Annotated in this window: 17 protein-coding genes; 10 read left to right on the top strand and 7 right to left on the bottom strand. The window is 62.7% G+C overall.

Annotated features, from left to right (window positions below; genetic code table 11):
* The first annotated feature begins 59 nt into the window (after positions 1 to 59).
* Positions 60 to 1,253: an N-methyl-L-tryptophan oxidase gene (gene solA, locus K8U03_25180; protein MCE9608192.1), complete on the top strand. Its 1,194-nt coding sequence runs from the start codon at positions 60 to 62 to the stop codon at positions 1,251 to 1,253.
* Here the strand turns inward: solA and rlmN are convergent.
* Complete coding sequence (gene rlmN, locus K8U03_25175; protein MCE9608191.1) at positions 1,215 to 2,366, bottom strand: 23S rRNA (adenine(2503)-C(2))-methyltransferase RlmN; 1,152 nt, start codon at positions 2,364 to 2,366, stop codon at positions 1,215 to 1,217. The genes solA and rlmN overlap by 39 nt on opposite strands.
* A gap of 118 nt (positions 2,367 to 2,484) precedes the next feature.
* Here rlmN and K8U03_25170 point away from each other — a divergent pair, with 118 nt between their 5' ends.
* On the top strand, positions 2,485 to 3,696 hold the full coding sequence (locus K8U03_25170; GenBank protein MCE9608190.1) for a M20/M25/M40 family metallo-hydrolase: 1,212 nt from the start codon (positions 2,485 to 2,487) through the stop codon (positions 3,694 to 3,696).
* Between the two features lie 231 nt (positions 3,697 to 3,927).
* Positions 3,928 to 4,191: a DNA-directed RNA polymerase subunit alpha gene (locus K8U03_25165; GenBank protein MCE9608189.1), complete on the top strand. Its 264-nt coding sequence runs from the start codon at positions 3,928 to 3,930 to the stop codon at positions 4,189 to 4,191.
* A gap of 85 nt (positions 4,192 to 4,276) precedes the next feature.
* On the opposite strand, the gene K8U03_25160 is transcribed toward K8U03_25165, so the two are convergent.
* The 3 genes from K8U03_25160 to K8U03_25150 form a co-directional block, all read right to left on the bottom strand.
* Positions 4,277 to 4,774 carry a hypothetical protein gene (locus K8U03_25160; GenBank protein ID MCE9608188.1) on the bottom strand — a complete coding sequence of 166 codons (498 nt, stop codon included), beginning with the start codon at positions 4,772 to 4,774 and terminating at the stop codon, positions 4,277 to 4,279.
* Between the two features lie 36 nt (positions 4,775 to 4,810).
* A complete protein-coding gene (locus tag K8U03_25155; protein ID MCE9608187.1) occupies positions 4,811 to 6,385 on the bottom strand; it encodes an HD domain-containing protein in 1,575 nt (524 codons plus the stop codon).
* Positions 6,386 to 6,622: 237 nt separating this feature from the next.
* On the bottom strand, positions 6,623 to 7,624 hold the full coding sequence (locus K8U03_25150) for a hypothetical protein (GenBank protein MCE9608186.1): 1,002 nt from the start codon (positions 7,622 to 7,624) through the stop codon (positions 6,623 to 6,625).
* Positions 7,625 to 7,756: 132 nt separating this feature from the next.
* On the opposite strand from K8U03_25150, the gene K8U03_25145 reads away from it, so the two are divergent.
* Positions 7,757 to 8,275, top strand: a complete 519-nt coding sequence (locus tag K8U03_25145) for an NUDIX hydrolase (protein MCE9608185.1) — start codon at positions 7,757 to 7,759, stop codon at positions 8,273 to 8,275.
* Between the two features lie 25 nt (positions 8,276 to 8,300).
* Here the strand turns inward: K8U03_25145 and K8U03_25140 are convergent, their stop codons facing one another.
* The gene (locus K8U03_25140; protein MCE9608184.1) at positions 8,301 to 8,486 is read right to left on the bottom strand and encodes a Flp family type IVb pilin; all 186 of its coding nucleotides are present in this window, start codon (positions 8,484 to 8,486) and stop codon (positions 8,301 to 8,303) included.
* Between the two features lie 201 nt (positions 8,487 to 8,687).
* Here K8U03_25140 and K8U03_25135 point away from each other — a divergent pair, with 201 nt between their 5' ends.
* The 6 genes from K8U03_25135 (at position 8,688) to K8U03_25110 (ending at position 15,433) form a co-directional block, all read left to right on the top strand.
* Positions 8,688 to 9,824: an aminopeptidase gene (locus K8U03_25135; GenBank protein MCE9608183.1), complete on the top strand. Its 1,137-nt coding sequence runs from the start codon at positions 8,688 to 8,690 to the stop codon at positions 9,822 to 9,824.
* Positions 9,821 to 10,825 (top strand): DMT family transporter, encoded by a 1,005-nt coding sequence (locus K8U03_25130; protein ID MCE9608182.1) that lies wholly within the window; start codon positions 9,821 to 9,823, stop codon positions 10,823 to 10,825. The genes K8U03_25135 and K8U03_25130 overlap by 4 nt, the downstream gene beginning before the upstream one ends.
* A 128-nt stretch (positions 10,826 to 10,953) precedes the next feature.
* Positions 10,954 to 11,814 carry a hypothetical protein gene (locus tag K8U03_25125; GenBank protein MCE9608181.1) on the top strand — a complete coding sequence of 287 codons (861 nt, stop codon included), beginning with the start codon at positions 10,954 to 10,956 and terminating at the stop codon, positions 11,812 to 11,814.
* Between the two features lie 46 nt (positions 11,815 to 11,860).
* The gene (locus K8U03_25120; protein MCE9608180.1) at positions 11,861 to 12,529 is read left to right on the top strand and encodes a hypothetical protein; all 669 of its coding nucleotides are present in this window, start codon (positions 11,861 to 11,863) and stop codon (positions 12,527 to 12,529) included.
* A gap of 43 nt (positions 12,530 to 12,572) precedes the next feature.
* Positions 12,573 to 14,864 (top strand): serine/threonine protein kinase, encoded by a 2,292-nt coding sequence (locus K8U03_25115; GenBank protein ID MCE9608179.1) that lies wholly within the window; start codon positions 12,573 to 12,575, stop codon positions 14,862 to 14,864.
* Complete coding sequence (locus tag K8U03_25110; GenBank protein MCE9608178.1) at positions 14,861 to 15,433, top strand: hypothetical protein; 573 nt, start codon at positions 14,861 to 14,863, stop codon at positions 15,431 to 15,433. Before K8U03_25115 ends, K8U03_25110 begins: the two co-directional genes overlap by 4 nt.
* An 11-nt stretch (positions 15,434 to 15,444) precedes the next feature.
* On the opposite strand, the gene K8U03_25105 is transcribed toward K8U03_25110, so the two are convergent.
* Positions 15,445 to 17,250 (bottom strand): hypothetical protein, encoded by a 1,806-nt coding sequence (locus K8U03_25105; GenBank protein ID MCE9608177.1) that lies wholly within the window; start codon positions 17,248 to 17,250, stop codon positions 15,445 to 15,447.
* Positions 17,251 to 17,326: 76 nt separating this feature from the next.
* The coding region (locus tag K8U03_25100) for a DUF1553 domain-containing protein (GenBank protein ID MCE9608176.1) at positions 17,327 to 17,780 on the bottom strand (454 nt) is incomplete at its 5' end.

Below are 17,780 nucleotides of genomic sequence, written 5' to 3'. Positions count from 1 at the left end.
TGGTAACTTCTTGCGGCTCCGAAGTTCTCGTTTCCATTTTCTAGTTTCTGGTTTTCACCATGCACGAAGTGCTGGTTCTCGGTTGCGGCGGGGTCGGTAGTGCGGCGCTGATGCACTTGGCTCGGCGCGGCTTGCGCGTCTTGGGGTTCGATCGTTTTCCCCCCGCGCACGCTCGCGGCAGTTCGCATGGCCGGACCCGGATGATCCGCCAGGCCTACTTCGAGCATCCCGATTATGTTCCGCTCGTGCTCCGCGCTTATGCGCTGTGGGCCGAGCTCGAAGCTGCGACCGGTCGCAAGCTTTACGAAGAGACGGGCCTATTAGAGATCGGCCCCTCGGCAGCGCAAGGGGGCGTCGTCGTTCCCGGCGTGTTGGCGAGCGCTCGGTTGCATAGCCTGGCGGTCGACGAGCTTTCGCGCGAGGAATGCCTGCGCCGCTTCCCCGGCTTCCGTGTGCCGGAGTCGATGGTCGGCGTCTTCGAGCGCCGCGCCGGCTTCTTGCGGGTCGAGGGATGCGTGCAGGCCCATCTCGACGAAGCGGTTCGCCACGGTGCGGAGCTTCGGTGCGAAGAGACGGTTCGCGGTTGGCATGTCGAGCCGGCGTCGGCCGGCGGAGCATCGCATGTCGTTGTCGAGACGGAGCGGGGCCGCTACGAGGCGGCGCGCCTCATCATCACGGCGGGGGCTTGGGCCGGTGAGTTGCTGGCCGGCTTGGGGGTGCCGCTCGTCGTCCGCCGGAAGCCGCAGTATTGGTTCGCACCGCGCGCCGACGATCCACTGGCCGACGACTACCGACTCGACCGGGGTGCCCCGGCGTTCTTGTATGAAACACCCGCGGGGGTCTTCTATGGGTTTCCCGTCGTGGGGCCCGAGGGGTTGAAATGTGCCGAGCATTCCGGCGGTCGCGAGCTCACGAACCCGCTGGAGAATCCGCAGGCGATCGACCCGGACGACTTGGCCCGCGTCGCGGGATTTCTGCAAGCGCATCTGCCGGGCATCTCGAACGTACTCAACGATCATGCGCCGTGCATGTACACGATGTCGCCCGATGAAAACTTCTTAGTCGATCGCCACCCGCAGCATCCGGAAGTGGTCTTCGCGGCGGGCCTCTCCGGGCACGGGTTCAAATTCACCAGCGTACTCGGCGAAGCATTGGCCGACTTAGCGACGACGGGCCGGAGCGCCTTGCCGATCGAGTTTCTCAAGCTCAATCGCTTAGGGCTTCACGGCTTGCACGGCAACCGGGTCGATTGAGACGACGTTCGGCTGCGGGAAACTCCGGCGTAGCTGACCGCAGGCGGCGTCGATCTGATCCCCCTTGCGCGTGCGCACCTGCACGTTGATTCCGCCGGCTGCGAGAATCTCCAAGAAGCGCTGCTGCGCCTTTTGCGACGGCATCTTATAAGGCAGTCCCGCGACAGGATTGTAGGGGATCACGTTCAACAGCGCCGTCCGTCCGCGCAGCAACTCGACGAGCTTCCGCGCATGCTCGGGCCGATCGTTGAGTTCGCCTAAAAGAACGTATTCGAACGTCAGTCGCCGGCCGTTTTCGGAGAAGAACCGATCGGCCGCAGCGAGGATCGCCGCGATCGAAATGTTCTTATTCACCGGCACGATCTTGTTGCGCAGCTCGTCGTCCGGGGCGTGCAGCGACACTGCCAAATGGTAGTTGGTCTGCATCGCCGTGAGCCGGTCCATCGCCGGGGGGAGGCCGACGGTCGAGACCGTGATATGTCGACCTCCGATGCCGAGCCCTTCCGGCTTCGTCGCCAGCTCGAGGGCGGGTAAGAGCTTGTCGAGGTTCGCGAGCGGCTCCCCCATGCCCATCACCACGATGTTGCTCAGCCGTTCTTCGGCCGCTTGCACGCGGTTGAGCAATAGCATTTGTTCGAGGATCTCGCCGGTCGTGAGGTTGCGGGCCACGCCGTCGAGTCCGCTGGCACAGAAGACGCACCCCATCGCACAGCCGACCTGCGTGCTGATGCAGATCGTGCGGCGCGACCCTTCGCGAATCAAGACGCACTCGATGCGCTGCGAGTCGCCGAATTGCAGCAACAGCTTCTCGGTGCCGTCGTCGGCCTGTTGATGGGCGACGATCGTGCTCGTGAAGATCTGGAACTCGGCTGCGAGCCGCTCGCGCAGGTCGCGCGGCAAGTCGGTCATTTCTTCGAACGAACCGGCGCGTTTCTCGAAGACCCATTTGCGAATCTGCGCGGCACGATACGCAGGCAATCCGGCAGCGGAAAGCCAAGCCTTGAGTTCGTCGAGGGTGAGGTCGAGAAGATGGAGCAAAATCGAAGTCGCAAAGCGAAAGGGGGAACGGCGAACGGCAACCAGCCGCGAACGGCGCACACGCAACGATTTCATTGTTTACGGTGAGCGGGAAAATTCCTAGGGGCGAGCGTTCGCCGACCCGGCGATTCCGGTAGAATCAGGGGTTGCGGTAAGACCCCGTTCGCACCTTCTCGATCTCAGGCGGTGAATCATGTCTACTTCGAATTCAGGCCCTCGAGTTTCCACCGGCAACGTCGAACCGGATGCGAACAAGGCTTTGGAACTGGTGCTGCGGTTGATGGCTTTGCGAGGGCGGAGCGGCGAAGAAGGGCGGGTCGTCGAGTTGATCCGCTCGGAGCTGATCGCCGCTGGTGCGAATGCCGCCGACATCGAAACCGACGACGCTCCGACTCGCTCGCCGCTCGGGGGAGAGGTCGGCAATCTCGTCTTCCGCTTGCCCGGCACGTCGCCCGGTCCGCGACGGCTGTTGATGGCGCACATGGACACGGTGCCGCTGTGCGTCGGCTGCAAACCGACCGTGGTCGGCAAATTCGTCGAGTCGGCCGATAAGACGACCGGTCTCGGAGCCGACGATCGGGGAGGTTGCGCCGTCGTGTTGACCGCCGCGCTCGAGATCTTGCGCCGCAAGTTGCCGCACCCGCCGCTGACGTTCTTCTGGCCGGTGCAGGAAGAGGTTGGCCTGTTCGGCGTCAGGTACTGCAATCTCGGCGTGCTCGGGAAACCGGAGTTGGCTTTCAACTGGGACGGCGGGGCGGCCTCGAAGATTACCATCGGCGCGACCGGCGCGTTTCGCTTGGAAATCGCGATTACCGGCTTGGCCGCCCATGCGGGCAACGCGCCGGAGCGAGGCGTCAGCGCGATCACGATCGCTGCGTTGGCGATCGCCAAGCTCCATCAGCACGGTTGGCTCGGCCTCATCGAGCGCGACGGCTATCGCGGCACCAGCAACGTCGGGGTCGTGCGGGGCGGCGACGCGACGAACGTCATTACCGAGCGCGTCGACCTCAGGGCCGAATGCCGGAGCCACGATCCTAAGTTCCGCCGCTTGATTCTCGACACGATCTGCGAAGCCTTTCGCAACGCCTGCGACGAAGTGCGCAGCGTCGACGGGGCATGCGGCAGCGTGGCGATCGAACATCGGCTCGATTACGAATCGTTTGAGTTGAAAGAGAACGAAGCCTGCGTGTTGGCCGCCGAGCGGGCAGTCGCCGCGGTCGGGCTCACGCCGCTGCGCGCGATCAGCAACGGCGGCCTCGACGCCAATTGGCTCACGCTGCACGGAGTGCCGACCGTGACGATGGGCTGCGGCCAGATGGACGTGCATACGAATAAGGAACGGCTCGACATCGAAGCGTTTCAGAGCGCGTGCCGAGTCGCGTTGCGTTTAGCGACGGGGCTTTGAGAAAGTTAGAAGTGAGAAGGCAAAATGCAAAACGGCGAAGTCCGGCGTTCTGCATTTTGCATTTTGACTTTTGCATTCGCTGCTAGCGTCGCCGGCACGCAAAAACTTAAGTTTTCTCGCGGCTTTCCTACCGCTTTCGTTATACTTCGCTTGTGCCGCGGGCAAGGGAGTATCGGCCCCGACGCACGCTACAGAACAACGCCACGTTTCACACGGGAGGGACCCCCTAAGATGACACGCATTCGTCTCCGCGCCGCCGAAGAAGAAGCCCGCGGCATGCAAGAGAAGCTCGAAATGAGCACGGCCGAAATCGGCCTCACCGTCCGGACGACCAACTGCTTGGAAGAGAAGGGGATCTTCACGGTGCGCGACCTCTTGAACAGCACGCGCGACGACCTATTGAGCATCTCCAACTTCGGCGAAAAGACTTTGGAAGAGGTCTATAAATCGCTCGAAGGAATCGGCTTCTTTCGCAAAGGCCGCCGCGCGGCATAGCTCTCGCCGACACGAAACGAAATCGAAATAGCCCAAAGGGCCTCGGCGAATTGCCGGGGCTTTTTTTATTGAACGCCTAACAAGTTCACCGCAGTCCCGGCGAATCGGCCACAACGATATCCTCCAGCAAGATCGCTTCCGTCTCGGCGATCACGCGCTTCATCACGTCCGTTCCCGCCGGAACTTGGCCGACGAGCGAGTAGCCGTTGCGCAGCCAGTGGGCGACCAAAGCGCTCAGGCGAAGGCGGATGTCGTCGAGAAGCTCGCCCATGTGCTCTTCGGAAAGCTCGCGCCGTTCCAACCCCGTTTCGGTCTCGGTGCGCGTACGGGTCAGCTCGACGAGCCGGCCCCGCTCGGCCTTGAGCAACTTGCCGGAATGGAAACCGCGGCGCAGCTCGCGACGGGTGTTGAACTGATAGACCGGATCGGAACCGAAGAAGTAGCTCGCGGCACCGTCGCGACGGAAGCCGACGACGATCGAGTGCGGCTCCCCTTCGTGTGAGGCATCCAGCAACTCGACGCGCTCGACCAGCGCGGTCGCCTCGCGCAGGAGATCTTCTTTGTCTTCTTCTTCACGCGCCATGCCCGAGTCGTGCCTCGCCGTCGAACGCCGGAGAACTTAATGGCGCCATTCTACCGCGAGGGTGTCGATCGGGTCGGGATTACGCATGGAAATCTGACGGATGTCTTCACGCACGCGGAAGAACGCATCGACGACGTCCGGGTCCCATTGCTTACCGGCCCCGTTGCGGAAGATCGCGTCGAGCTTTTCGTCTTCCATCCCTTTGCGATACGGACGGTCGCTCGCCATCGCATCGTAGGCATCGGCCACGGCGACGATCCGAGCGAGATACGGGATGTTCGTGCCGGCGAGGCCGAAGGGGTAGCCCTTGCCGTCCCAAGATTCGTGGTGGTGCAAGACCACGGGGAGCAGATGGCCCATCTTCTTGAGCCCGCGGAGGATGCGGTAGCCGATCTCGACGTGGGTCTTGATGTGTTCGTATTCGCCGTCGGTAAGCTTGCCGGGCTTGCGCAGCACGCCGTCGTCGATGCCGATCTTGCCGACGTCGTGCAACAGGCCGGCGAGGTACAGCGTGCGGAGCGTGGTGTCGTCGCAGCCGAGCGCTTGCGCCAATCGCACCGAGACGCGGGCCACGCGATCGCTATGGCCGCGCGTGTACGGGTCTTTCGCGTCGATCGCGGAGCTCATCGTGCGCACGGTGCCGGCGAAGAGGTCGGCTTGTTGTTTGTACAAGTCGATGTTGCCGCTGTGGATGCCGAGGATCGTGCCGATCGAGGCGAGCAAGTTCGCTTCGGAGCTGCCGAACTCGCGCGAGTCTTTGTGATTGAAGGCCGCGAGCCATCCGAACAGCCGCTCCCCTTCGCGTAGCGGAACCATGACGAGCTGCCGCACGTCGTCGAACGAGCCGTCGTCGTTGGGGATGCCGTGGTTAGCGATGTACGGACGGAGCGAATCGGCCTCGCCGACGATCGCCGAAAGCTTCGTGAACCGATCGACCGTAGTCGGCACGTTCCCTTGCACGATGAAGATCGGTTGCTCTTCGCCGCCGTGTTTGAAGAGCTCTTCATCGAACGCGAAGTTGTAGTAAATGGCTAACCCTTCGGCGGCGATCACTTCGTGCAATCGTTCGAGTGCCTGCGCGCCGATATCTTGCGGGCTATGCGAAATGGAGAGGCTCTGCGTGAGTCGGTAGATGAGCGTGATTTCTTCGAACGTAGCGCCGATATGCGCCGAAAGCTTGCGCGACTCTTCTTGCAGGTCGTGCATGCGGCGGCGGGCTTGCACGCTTTCGACGAACATCTCGGCCATCGCGGTCAGCAGTCGCTCGTCGGAAGAAGAGGCTTCGCCGATCGCGATCCAGTCGTTGAGGCCTTGTCGCCCGAGCGGCAAAATGACGAGCCAAGCGTTCTCGTTACGGCCGACCAGCTCCGGGCGGTCGTGCGCGACGGCGCGGCGGCATTGCTCGGCGCATTCGTCGAAGGCAGCCGTCATCAGCGCGCGGCCGGCGAAAACTTCTCCGGTCGCGAGGTCGATGATGTCGAACTGCGATTGAAAGCGCTTCGCCAGATCGGCGCAGTATTGCTGCGCACGATGTTGCTCTACTTCCGAACGCTTCGCACGTTCGGCAGCGGATTCGACCGGAACGAAGGTGTCGATGACGGTTGCTGTCACGAGTTGCTGCCCCAAAAGGACATTCGACGAGAGATAGGGAACGGACCATGCAACTCTAGGTCATGAGCGGAACTCCGCAACACGCGAAATGGAACCTGAAGAATGCCGATTTCTTGAGCGATCGGCGAGCAGGCGATCGCCGATAATCGCTACGGTCGTTACAAGCGGAGCGCTCGCGCGAGCGATCTTCGCGCGAAGAGAATGCAGGGCGGCCAGGCTTGGCACACGCCTTCGCGATCAGCCTTGTTGGCGCTGCCGATAACGCTCGCTGACGCGCTGCAGGATGGCCTTGTCGTCGGCGCTCAGAGCTTGCGGACCCAGCGTATGGAGCCGAGCCAAGATGTCGTCGGCTCGCGATTCTTCGTCGCGTTCTTGCCGGGCTCGCTGGGCGATGCGCAACCTTCGCCGGCGCTCGAACCAGCGACGGAGCGGATTGTCGATTCCGCCGCCTCGGCCATGCTCGTCGACGGCGTCGCCGAACGGATCTTCGTCGTCGCCGGCATCGGCCTCGTGCAGGCGTTGCGCTTCTTGACGACTACTGAAATACAAAAAGATACCGAGCAAACTACAGGCGAGCGCAGCCTTCTCGAACGAGACGGGCAGGGCCCAAGCGGCGAGAATCAGACAGGCCGAGGTGAAAATACCGGTTCGCCACGACAAGACGACCGCCGTACGAAAGCCGAAGCGAGGCCGCACCACGGCGCGCAGCGCGCGAGCCCCATCGAGCGGGTACGCCGGCAACAGATTCACCAGCAAGATCAGCCAGTTGATCCAAGCGATCAGCGAGAAGAGATCGATCGCCGTCATCTCGTCGTGCAACGGCGGCAGCGCGAACGGATGGAAATTGGCACCGACGGGTGCGCCGAGCCCGACTAGTGTGAGAGTCGCGGCAAGACAAATCGCCAAGTTGACGGCCGGGCCCACCAAGGCGATCGCAAGCTCGACGCGCCAATTCCGCGAAGGGCATAGATACGTCAGCCCGCCCCAAGGAGCGAGCAAGACATGATCGATCCGGCCGCCCGACTTCCAGGCCGCGAGACAGTGGCCGCATTCGTGAGCGATGACGCTGAGCAGCAGCACGGTGAGGCCGGCGATGGTCGGTACGGCGATGCGTGCGTCGTTCGGCGCGGTGCTGAGATGCAACACGGCGACGATGAGCACGAGGAACGAAACGTGCAGTCGTACCTGTACGTCGGCCCAACGGCCTAGCGAAACGTTCCAGCTCAGCAAATCACGCATGGCTGAACGCACGGCGAACGAGGCGCCGCGTCTGAAGAGAAAACGGGGATCGGCCTGACCGGCTTGGAGAGCCGATTCGTCAGAGCTATCCTACCAAGAGAATCGGCGACGATCAAACAAAGAGGTGATTCGATGGCAGACGACGAATTGTTACTCGAATGTCGGCGATTTCGCGTCGTGCGAAGGAAGCAAACGACCGCTGCCGGTGCGAAGTTGGAGCGCGAAGTGGTCGTGCATCCCGGCGCGGTCGCGGTCATCCCGATGGTCGATGCGGACCATGTATGTCTGATTCGTAACTTTCGCGTGGCCGTGGAAAAGACGTTGATCGAAGTGCCGGCGGGGACCTTGGAGCCGAACGAACCCCCGCTTGAGACGGCGCGCCGCGAGCTCATCGAAGAAACCGGTTACACGGCCGGCAAGATGGAGCCGCTCACGAAGTTCTTTATGTCGCCCGGGATTCAAAACGAGCGGATGCACGTCTTCGTCGCGACCGACCTAACCCTCGGCGATGCCCACCGGGAGGCGGGGGAGGAGATCGAGAATTGGGTCGTCGGTTGGGACGAAGCGCTGGCGATGCTCCAGCGGGGGGAGATCGAAGACTCGAAGACAGTGGCGGCGCTGCTGTTCTACGATCGGTTTCGCCGACCGTAAGCACAAGGCTTCGAAGCAACGGCGCTTAGGAACCGAAGCCGACGTTGTTCAGTCGGGTGTTCGTGTTGGACAACGAACTAGAAGTTGCGTTGCCGACGGCGACGATCGACGCCAAGCACGTCAACAGAATCAACGCCAGCATCACGGCGTATTCTACGGCGGTCGCCCCCTGCTCGTCGTGAATGAGCCGGTTCGTGCGCGAGCGGAAGATGCGCGAGCGAAGGTTTCGGAGCAAGCTAAGCATCGGTCCGAACTCCTTCCAGGCATGTCGGGGGGCGAATAAGGTCTCTAGTCAAACCTAGTTCGCTCAGGGAGAATCGTCAAATCGTGGATACCCGCAGATGCACGCCCGTTTGGGGGAGAGCCACGCCCGCAAGGTAGCCGTCGGCGCGCTCTTTCCCTTACGAACCTCATGACCGACCCTCGCTACGACAAACTCGCCGACGTCATCGTCAACTATTCCACGCAGGTGAAGCGCGGCGACTTGGTACGCCTCGCCGGGCCGGTCGTCGGGCGGCCGCTGCTGGCTGCGCTCTATCGGGCCGTCGTGAAAGCCGGCGGGCATCCGTTCTTCAACGTTACGTTCGACGAATGCCAAGAGACCCGCTTGCTTGAAGCCTCGGACGAGCAATTGCTGTTCGCCAATCCCGTCGAGCTGTTCATGGTCGACGCGATCGACGTGTCGATCAGCTTATGGGGCGAGGACAATACGAAAGCGTTGAGCGAGATCGATGCCTCGCGGCAAGCGCTCGCCGGGCAGAGCCGCAGGCCGATGATGGCGAAATTCTTTCAGCGCGCCGCCGAAGGGAAGCTGCGCTGGTGTGGTACGCAGTTTCCTTGCCATGCCGCCGCGCAAGATGCCGAGATGTCGCTGGCCGCGTACGAGCGCTTCGTCTTCGCAGCCGGATTGCTGCATTTCGACGACCCGGCCGCCGCGTGGCGCGCCGTGAGCGAGCGGCAGCAGCGGCTGGCCGATTACCTGCAAGATAAAAAAGAGATTCGCTTCGTCACGCCGCAAGGGACCGATATCCGGCTCGCCGTCGCAGGTCGGCGCTGGGTCAATTGCGATGGGCACGAAAACTTTCCCGACGGTGAAGTCTTCACCGGTCCGATCGAAGACGCCGTCGAAGGAACGATTTGCTACAGCTTCCCCGCGGTCCACGGCGGCCGCGAGTGCGACGGCATCCGGCTGACGTTTCGCGGCGGCAAAGTCGTCGACGCGTCGGCCTCGAAGGGGGCGGAGTTTCTTATCGCTATGCTCGATCAAGATCCCGGCGCACGCGTACTCGGCGAGATCGCGATCGGCACGAACTACTCGGTGAAGCGGTATACGAAGAACACGCTGTTCGACGAAAAAATCGGCGGCACGTTCCACGCCGCAGTCGGCAGTTCGTATCCCGAGACCGGCGGCAAGAACGATTCGGGCCTGCATTGGGACATGGTTTGCGATCTGCGCCACGGCGGCCGCATCTTCGTCGACGACGAGCTCATCAGCGAAAACGGCCGGTTCTTGAACCCCTCGTGGCCGCAGCCGGACGAGCTCTCTTGAGCAACTCCGAACGAAATCGCAACGAGCCCGAGACTGCCGTCGAGATCGAAGCCGCCGCTCATGCGCGGCACACGCGCGACGTGCTGCTCGGCACGATTCTCGCGCTCGTCTCGGCGGTCCTCTATACCGTGACGAACATGTGTTTGAAGGCGGCGTCGGAATCGAACCTCGATCCCTATTGGATCGCCTGTCTCAAAGCGGTGCCGACGCTCGTTCTCGCCGGCGTGATCGTCGGCTGGGATCGGACTCGCGGACGGCCGATGGCGCTGAGCGCTAAGAGTTGGTTCTGGCTCACGCTCACGGGCCTGCTCGCGCACATCGGCGGCAACGTCGCGTTTCAATGGGGCTTGGGAATCGTCGGCCTGGCGGCGGCCGTGCCGCTGACGTTCAGCATGATCTTAGTCGGCGGGGCGCTCTTGGGGCGCTTCTGGCTCGGCGAAGGGATCACTCCGCGCTCGGTCGTCGCAATCGCGACGCTTTGCGTCTCGATCGTGTTGTTGGGAATGCATGCCGAGGCGGCGCGAGCGCGACAGCCCGATGAGACGGTCGCTTATACGCCGTTTTGGGTCGGCGTGGCGATCGGCGTCGTCTGCTTTTCCGGCATCGCCTACGCGGTCCTCGGGGTCGCCATTCGCCGCATGGTGACCGGCGGGGCCGCCTCGGCACCGGTGTTGCTCGTGATTAGCATTGCCGGAGTTACCAGCCTCGGCTGGTTTTCCGTCGCGCGGCTCGGCATCGACGGGATCTTAGCGACCTCCTCGCACGATTTTCAGGTCATGCTCTGGGCCGGCATCTTCAATGCCGTGGCGTTTTTTCTACTGACGAAGGCGTTTCATCTGATCCCGGTCGCGTATGTCAACGTGGTGAATGCTTCGCAAACGGCGCTGGCGGCCCTCGCCGGCGTCTTCTATTTTCACGAGCCCTCGACTTCGGCGCTGATTGCCGGCGTCGGCCTCATGGTGGCCGGCCTGTTCATGATGGACCGCCCACGTCGACGCTGAAAAAGCGTGCTGAAAATTCTCTCCGAATTTTTTCCAAGATCGGCATCCCGCCGGCGAACAACTCTCCGGGGCCGTGCATTTCGTTCGGCCGGGGGCAAAATGGGGAATTCAACCGGGCGAGGGATTTTATGAGCCACAAGTTTGTCGGAATGTTCGTCGTCGGCACGCTGATGACCTTCGGCGTATTGGGAAAGAACTGTTGGAGTTACGTCAAAACATCGGTCGACGGAGTGCGCGAGTCCGTGCAGTCGTCGGTGCCGCTCGACTTCGAGATTCGTCGGGCCAGGACCATGCTGAACGATCTCATTCCCGAGGTCCGCAAGAACATGGTCGCGATCGCGCAAGAAGAGGCGGCACTCGGTCAGCTGACGAGCGAAATCCAGCGGCAAGAGAAAGTTCGCGAGAAGGATGCGGCCGATATTCTCCGCTTGAAAAACGATCTCGCCGCCGGCGGCACGACGCCGCTCAAGTATGCCGGCAAGTCGTATACGCCCGAGGCCGTGAAGACCGATCTCGCACGCCGCTTCGAGCGGCGTAAGACGGGAGACGAAACGCTCGACAACTTGCGTAAAATGCACACGGCTCGCGAGCAGAGTTTGCGGGCGGCTCATGATAAGATGAACGGCATGCTCGCCGCGAAGAAGCAACTAGAAGTCGAGATCGAGCAATTGGATTCGCGCTTGAAGATGGTCGAAGCGGCCCAAACGACGAGCAGCCTTTGCCTCGACGACGGCCGCCTCAGCCGGACGAAGCAATTGATCGCCGGACTCAAAGCCCGTCTCGATGTCTCCGAGAGGCTCGTCGCCGCGGAAACGAAACCGCTCGACGAAATTCCCCTCGGCGACATCGCGAGCCGCGATATCGTCGAACAAGTGACCGCCTACTTCAACGCTCCGCAAACCGCTCAAGCGAAGTCCGACATCGTCGCGATCTCGCTCGAAGATGCTCCGACCGAAGCTCCGGCCGAAGCGGCGGTTACGAAGCGCTAAGATCGGGTATGAACCCTTTACCGTCGATTCGAGAGCCGCTGCGATCATGAATGCCGTGCTCCCTACTTCAGCTCGCTTCATGCTGTGGATCGACGGCGTCGGGGGCTATTTGGTTTGCGAACGGGCGGCGGTCGTCTTCGGACGGCCGTCGTCGACGGTTCGCCCCTTCTTGCCATCCGTGACCTCGCTTTCGAGCGAGCGGAGCGAGGTCGATATCGCGGTGATGGCCGACGTCTCTCGTCGGCATGCCGAACTCGCACGCGTCGGCGAGCATTATCGCTTCCGCCCGTTGAAGAAGGGCTGTTTCGTCGACGGGGCCGTGGTGCAAGAGTCGACTTGGGTCGGCGACGGCGCTCTGCTCGAACTCGGCGACGAGCCGGGACGAGGCCCGCGCTGGACGTTTCGCTTTCCGCAATCGTTCGGTCTGACGGCGCGGCTCGATCCGGCTAGCTCGCACCGTCTGCAACCCCATGCCGACGGCATTCTGCTGCTTGCCGATACCTGCCTGATCGGACCCGAAAACGATGCGCATCTGTCGGCTCCCGCTTGGCCTCGCACGTTGGTCTTACACCGCAGGCCCGACGGCTCCTTGGTGTTTCGCGCCGACGGTTCGTATGATGTCGACGGTGCTCGCACGTCGGGCACCGTCACGATCCACCACGCGGCGCGGATCCGCGCCGACGACTTTTCGCTGCAATTGGAACCGCTCCCGTAGTCGAGTTTCGTAGCTTCGAACGCTTCTTCCGCTCGCTGCCGTTATGAATCCCGTGCAACCCGATCCTTCGAATCCCGCAGCGCGCGACGAGCCGCAGAATCCGGCTTCGCGCAATCTCACCGCGCGCGCTCCCGCGGCGCGCGGGCCGGCCTATACGCATGGCCCCGGTTCGCGCGTGCTGGCCGGCTACGTGATCAAACGAGGGCTCGGTCAGGGAGGCTTCGGCGAGGTCTACTATGCCGTGAGCGATGCCGGCAAGGATGTGGCGCTCAAGCTCGTGCGCCGCAATCTGGAAGTCGAATTGCGCGGCGTGATGCAATGCTTGAACGTGAAGCATCCGAACCTCATCGCATTGTACGACGTTCGAGTCGACGCCGAAGAGAACCATTGGATCGTCATGGAATACGTCGCCGGCGAGCGACTGACCGACATCATCGAGCGCTCCGCCGAGGGGATGCCGCCGGCCGAAGCGATCGCGATCCTCCGGGGCATCGGTGCCGGCGTCGGCTATCTGCATCAAGCGGGGATCGTGCATCGCGATTTGAAACCCGCGAATATCTTCGTCGAAAACGGCTTCGTCAAAATCGGCGACTACGGGCTCTCGAAGTTCATCTCTTCGAGCCGGCGAAGCGGACAGACCGAAAGCGTCGGCACGGTTCACTACATGGCTCCCGAGATCGCCAACGGACGCTACGGCAAGCAGATCGATATCTACGCACTCGGCATTCTCTTCTACGAGTTGTTGACGGGTCGGCTGCCGTTCGACGGCGAGAGCGTCGGCGAGATCTTGATGAAGCATCTGCTCGCTGAGCCCGACCTGACGCCGCTGGCGGAACCGTATCGCTCGGCCATCGGCGCGGCGTTGAAGAAAGACCCGGAACAACGGCCGAAAACGGTCGAAGCGTTTTTGCATTCGATCGACCCGACGACGGATGCCGCCGCGCTCGTCGCTACCGCTCCGAAGAAATCCTTAGCGGCCGATCCGACCTCGCTCGGAGCTCGTCCGGCGCGGCGAAGGTCTCTGGAGACGATGCTGAAGCCTGGGCCGCGCAGCGCCGGTCCCGAGCGATTTATGCGCAAAAGCATCGGGCCGGCGATCGTCGTGGCGCTCGTCCTCGGCAGCGTATTCAAGCTCGGGCATGTGCTCCAATCGGTGCCGTGGTTCTTCTCGATTGCGGCGCTGGCGGTCCTGTTGACGGGGGGCGCATCGGCCTTCTTGTTCGTTCGTAATCATTTACGCCGTAGCGATGCCTCCGGCGAAGGGCTCGCCGACGGCAAGCGCTTATCGCTACGTGCCACCGAGGCGTTTCCGGGCCGGGAGGCGCCGGGCCGCTTCGGCCGTCGAGCGATCGCCGTCGTTTCCGCGTGCGCTTTCGTGTTATGTCTGCTCATGATGACCTTCGTCGGGATCCGAAATGCGGAGCGCTCGAAGCAACTCGCGATTGCCGAACGAGCGGAATACGAAGCTTTGGTGAAGCTTGATCCGGCTCGCGCCCGCTTGCCGCAGCTCTCGACGCCGAGCGCTCCATCGATCTCCGGCAGGAAACTTGCGGCCCTCGGAGTGGTCTCCGTCGTTGCGATCGGTGCGGTCGTCGGGCTCACGCTCGCCATCGGTCGGAAAGCGCGGGCCGTCGTCATCGCCGACGACGAGCGCGTCACGCAAGTGATCGTTCCGGTCGAGGCGAACGACCGGCCGGCGCTCCGTCCGTTCGCCATCGACGCGACCGGTTCTCTCTTGCTCTTGTTCGGAGCGTCGCTGATCGTCGTCCGTTTGCTGTTGTTGCTGCTTGTCGATCAGCCGGAAACGACGACCTATCTCTGGGCTTCGGCCACGACTTTTACGGCCGTCGCGCTGACGACCCTCGTCATTAAAGGAGTCCGTTATCTCGACCGCGAGTCTGCGAGCCGACGCTTGATGTTCTTCTTCGTCGGCATCGCGACCGGCGCGGCTTCGTGGGGCTATGCCGAGTATCTCGGTTTCGGCATTCCATTTCAGGACGGGTCGTTTCGCACGCTCTTGATCGGCGTGAAACCGGAGAGTTGGCCCGAGTGTTACGTTTCCGGTCGCCCTTCGTACCCCGCTTACATGGGCTACTTCGGCTTCTCGTTTCTGCTGGTCGATTGGTGGGGCATGACGTTGCCCAAGCGGACGAGCCGATGGCGCGTGGGAGATGTGTTCGTCGCCGTCTTCTGGGCAGGCGTGGTGCAACTCGTCTTTCCGTTTCCGCAACCGTGGGGCATGCTCGTTCCCGCCGGCTCGGCGCTCTTGCTGCCGTTCGCCTTTCCGCTGCCGCGTAAAAGCGGCGTCCGTATCGCGAGGCGAACCTTCGCATGAACGCGCTCTTCACGTTGCTGCTGATGTTGCCGACGGCCCCGGCCGCCGATCGCCCGGCGTGGGTCGACGCGCCGGCCGGCTTGCGCGACGGAGTTTATGAGACGCAAACGATCGTCGGACCCGAAAGCACGCGCGAAGAGTGCGAGAAGCAAGTCTTGCCGGCGGTGAGAAGCGCCGTGCAGGAATACTTAGAACGTTTGAATGAAGCGACCGCCGGCGGGTCGGTGCCGACCGCGGTCGAGCTCAAGGACGAAGATCTCGCGCGGCGGATCATCGGCGAACGATGGGAAGAGCGCGTCCGAGTCGATGGCGCCGATCGAATCTTCCTACACGTGCAATTGAAGTTCGATGCTCACCTGCAAGCGGAATGGGTTCGGATCGCTCAGGCTTACACCTCGCAGGTTCGAGGTTGGAAGCTGACGGCCGCGTTTCTGCTCGCGATCTGGGGCCTCGCGATCGTGCATGTCGGCCTGCGGGTCGACGACCTGCTCGCCGGCCGAAGCTCCCGCGCAGCGCTGTGGCTCGCGGCCGCCGCGCTCGCGACGGTCCCGTTCTTCGTCGCCGGATAATCGACGAGCGCTTATTTCTTAGCGGCCGGGGTAACCGGAGTCGCCGCCGGTGTTGCAACGGCGACGACCAAACCCGGCGCGGCGCTGAAGCTGACGACCGGCTTGTTCGTTTCCGTGTCCCAGATTTTCACTTCCCCGTCGAAGCCGCCGGTGGCGACCCGCTTCGTGGCGGAGCTTAAGGCGAGGCTGAAGACGTAATCGGCGTGGCCCGTCAGGCTCGCGATCGCGGCGTAGTCGGTCAGCTTGTTGCGCTTGGCGGTTTTATCGCCCGAGCAACTCCAGATTTCGCCATCGGCGATTTGCAGACGATAGACATCGCCGCCGCTCGCGATTTGGTTGATCTTCTTGCCGTCGGTCGGACTCCAAATGTGGATTTTCTTGTCGGAGCCGCCGGTCAAGACGCTCTTGCCGTCGGGTGCGAAGGCGGCCGAGAGGACCGTCTCGCCGTGGCCGGGATAGGTGGTGATCGAGTCGCCGGTTTTGACGTCGAACAGCTTCGAAGTCTTATCGCGCGAACCGGACACGAGCTTCGTGCCGTCGGCGCTCCAGGCGACCGTCATGACCCAATCGGCATGGTCTTCGATGAGCAACGTTTCGGCACCCGAGGCGACGTCGTAGAGGCGAATCGAACGATCGGCCGAACAGACGGCGAGTCGCTTGCCGTCGGGCGAGAAGGCGACGCCGAGTGCGACATCGCTCATCGAGCCCAACCGACGCACGAGCGTTCCCTTGGCGGGATCGTATAACGCCGCTTCGCCCGAGACGCCGGGAGTTCCGGCGGCGGCGGCCAAGAGCTTGCCGTCGGTCGAATAGGCGAGGCCGAAGACGCGCTGCTCGACGTCTTTGATGCGCCGCACGAGCTTGCCGTCGACCGGATTCCAAACCGTGATCTCATGGTATCCGCCGGCGGCCAGTTCCTTGCCGCTCGGGTCGAACGCCAGCGACGTGACCGGCACGGCCATGCGATAGGCCTCGGGAGGGGCCGCGTGAGCCTTGCGCGGAACGATCGAGACGAGCTCGGCCTTGGCGTCGCCGCCGTCGTACTTAGCCCCTTCCGCGATCCAACGGGTGATCAACGCGATTTGCTCGGCCGGAAGCGGGTCGCCGTCTTTCGGCATCCGTTCTTCCTTCTCCTTAGACGTAAGCAGCCGCAAGAACTCACTCTTCTCGGGCTTGCCCGCGGCGACGAGCGGCTCGGAGCCCGAGCCGGCCTTCATCAACAGCGCGAACGTGTGGAGTTGGTAGTCTCCCTTGGGATCACTTGCGCCGTGGCAAGCGAGACAGTTCTTCACCAACAGCGGCGCGATCTCGGCCTTGAAGCTGACGAGCTTGGCATTGCCGGTAGTCGGCGCGGCGGGTGCGGCGGCGGGTTTCACCTCAGGCTTGGCAACGACAGCCGGCTTCGGGGGTTCGGATTTTGGCGCTTCAGGCTTCGCGGCAGGTTTGGCAACTTCCGTCTTAGCGGGTGCGGGCTTGGTCGCTTCCGGTTTTGCAGCGACAGGCTTGGCCGGCTCGACCTTCGGCGCTTCCTTCTTCTCGACGACCGCGGGAGCTGCTTGCGGTTTCGCGGGAGCCGGGTTTGCCACGGCAGCGGGCTTCGTAGCTTCCGGCTTCGCTATAGGCTTCGCAGGTTCGACCTTCGCCGGCTCCTTCTTTGCAGCATCCGGCTTCGGAGCTTCCTTCTTTACTTCCGCCGGCTTCACGGCGGGGCTCGTTGCCTCGGGCTTCTTCTCTTCCTTCGGCTTGTCCGCGGCGGCTACCGGCGCGCTTGCAAAAGAAGCGCAGCCCAGCATTGCGGAGAAAGCCCAAGCAGCCATCGTGCGACGGTTCGAGAACATCAGCAACCTCATGGAATCGGAAAAAGCAGGAGCTCGCGAGAGAGCGTCGTGCGGTTTAGTGTTGAAACAAAAACTCGTTCGTATTCAGTATCGCCCAGCAAACGTCTTCAAGGCCGCGCTGCGGATCGGCCGAGCGGGCGATATGGTCGAGCGCGGCTTTCAGTTCCGGTTCGCTCGGCTTGCGCGAAAACGCCGCGACGTATAATTCGCCGATCACTTCCGGATACTTCTTACCGGCGGTGACCAAGGTGCGGGCCCGATTTTTCGCGTCGCGAATCTTTCCATGCACGAGCGGCCCGTTGATCATTTGCAGCGCTTGCGACAAGTTCGACTCGCCGGCTCGCTCGCAGGCGCAGGCCGTTTCGCGCGCCGGCTGGCCGAAGACCTTGAGGAAGTAATTGTCAACGTCAGGGCTCGGCAACTGCGTGGCGCGGGTGCCGCTCGGCAGGCCGGCGTACTTCTCTTCCACATTCGTCACGCGGCAGATCGCGTCGAGCAATTGCTCAGCG

This window comes from Planctomycetia bacterium, from assembly GCA_021413845.1.
Classification (GTDB): Bacteria; Planctomycetota; Planctomycetia; order Pirellulales; family PNKZ01; genus PNKZ01.
Note: the sequence above shows the minus strand (reverse complement) of the source record. Positions and strands in the feature narration are given on the sequence as shown.

Excerpts from the sequence above, each read along its gene's own strand:
- rlmN (MCE9608191.1), bottom strand. The coding sequence starts at position 2,366 with ATGAAATCGTTGCGTGTGCGCCGTTCGCGGCTGGTTGCCGTTCGCCGT.
- K8U03_25170 (MCE9608190.1), top strand. The coding sequence starts at position 2,485 with ATGTCTACTTCGAATTCAGGCCCTCGAGTTTCCACCGGCAACGTCGAA.
- K8U03_25105 (MCE9608177.1), bottom strand. The coding sequence starts at position 17,250 with ATGGCTGCTTGGGCTTTCTCCGCAATGCTGGGCTGCGCTTCTTTTGCA.
- K8U03_25160 (MCE9608188.1), bottom strand. The coding sequence starts at position 4,774 with ATGGCGCGTGAAGAAGAAGACAAAGAAGATCTCCTGCGCGAGGCGACC.
- K8U03_25165 (MCE9608189.1), top strand. The coding sequence starts at position 3,928 with ATGACACGCATTCGTCTCCGCGCCGCCGAAGAAGAAGCCCGCGGCATG.
- K8U03_25150 (MCE9608186.1), bottom strand. The coding sequence starts at position 7,624 with ATGCGTGATTTGCTGAGCTGGAACGTTTCGCTAGGCCGTTGGGCCGAC.
- K8U03_25145 (MCE9608185.1), top strand. The coding sequence starts at position 7,757 with ATGGCAGACGACGAATTGTTACTCGAATGTCGGCGATTTCGCGTCGTG.
- K8U03_25125 (MCE9608181.1), top strand. The coding sequence starts at position 10,954 with ATGAGCCACAAGTTTGTCGGAATGTTCGTCGTCGGCACGCTGATGACC.
- K8U03_25120 (MCE9608180.1), top strand. The coding sequence starts at position 11,861 with ATGAATGCCGTGCTCCCTACTTCAGCTCGCTTCATGCTGTGGATCGAC.
- K8U03_25110 (MCE9608178.1), top strand. The coding sequence starts at position 14,861 with ATGAACGCGCTCTTCACGTTGCTGCTGATGTTGCCGACGGCCCCGGCC.
- solA (MCE9608192.1), top strand. The coding sequence starts at position 60 with ATGCACGAAGTGCTGGTTCTCGGTTGCGGCGGGGTCGGTAGTGCGGCG.
- K8U03_25115 (MCE9608179.1), top strand. The coding sequence starts at position 12,573 with ATGAATCCCGTGCAACCCGATCCTTCGAATCCCGCAGCGCGCGACGAG.
- K8U03_25135 (MCE9608183.1), top strand. The coding sequence starts at position 8,688 with ATGACCGACCCTCGCTACGACAAACTCGCCGACGTCATCGTCAACTAT.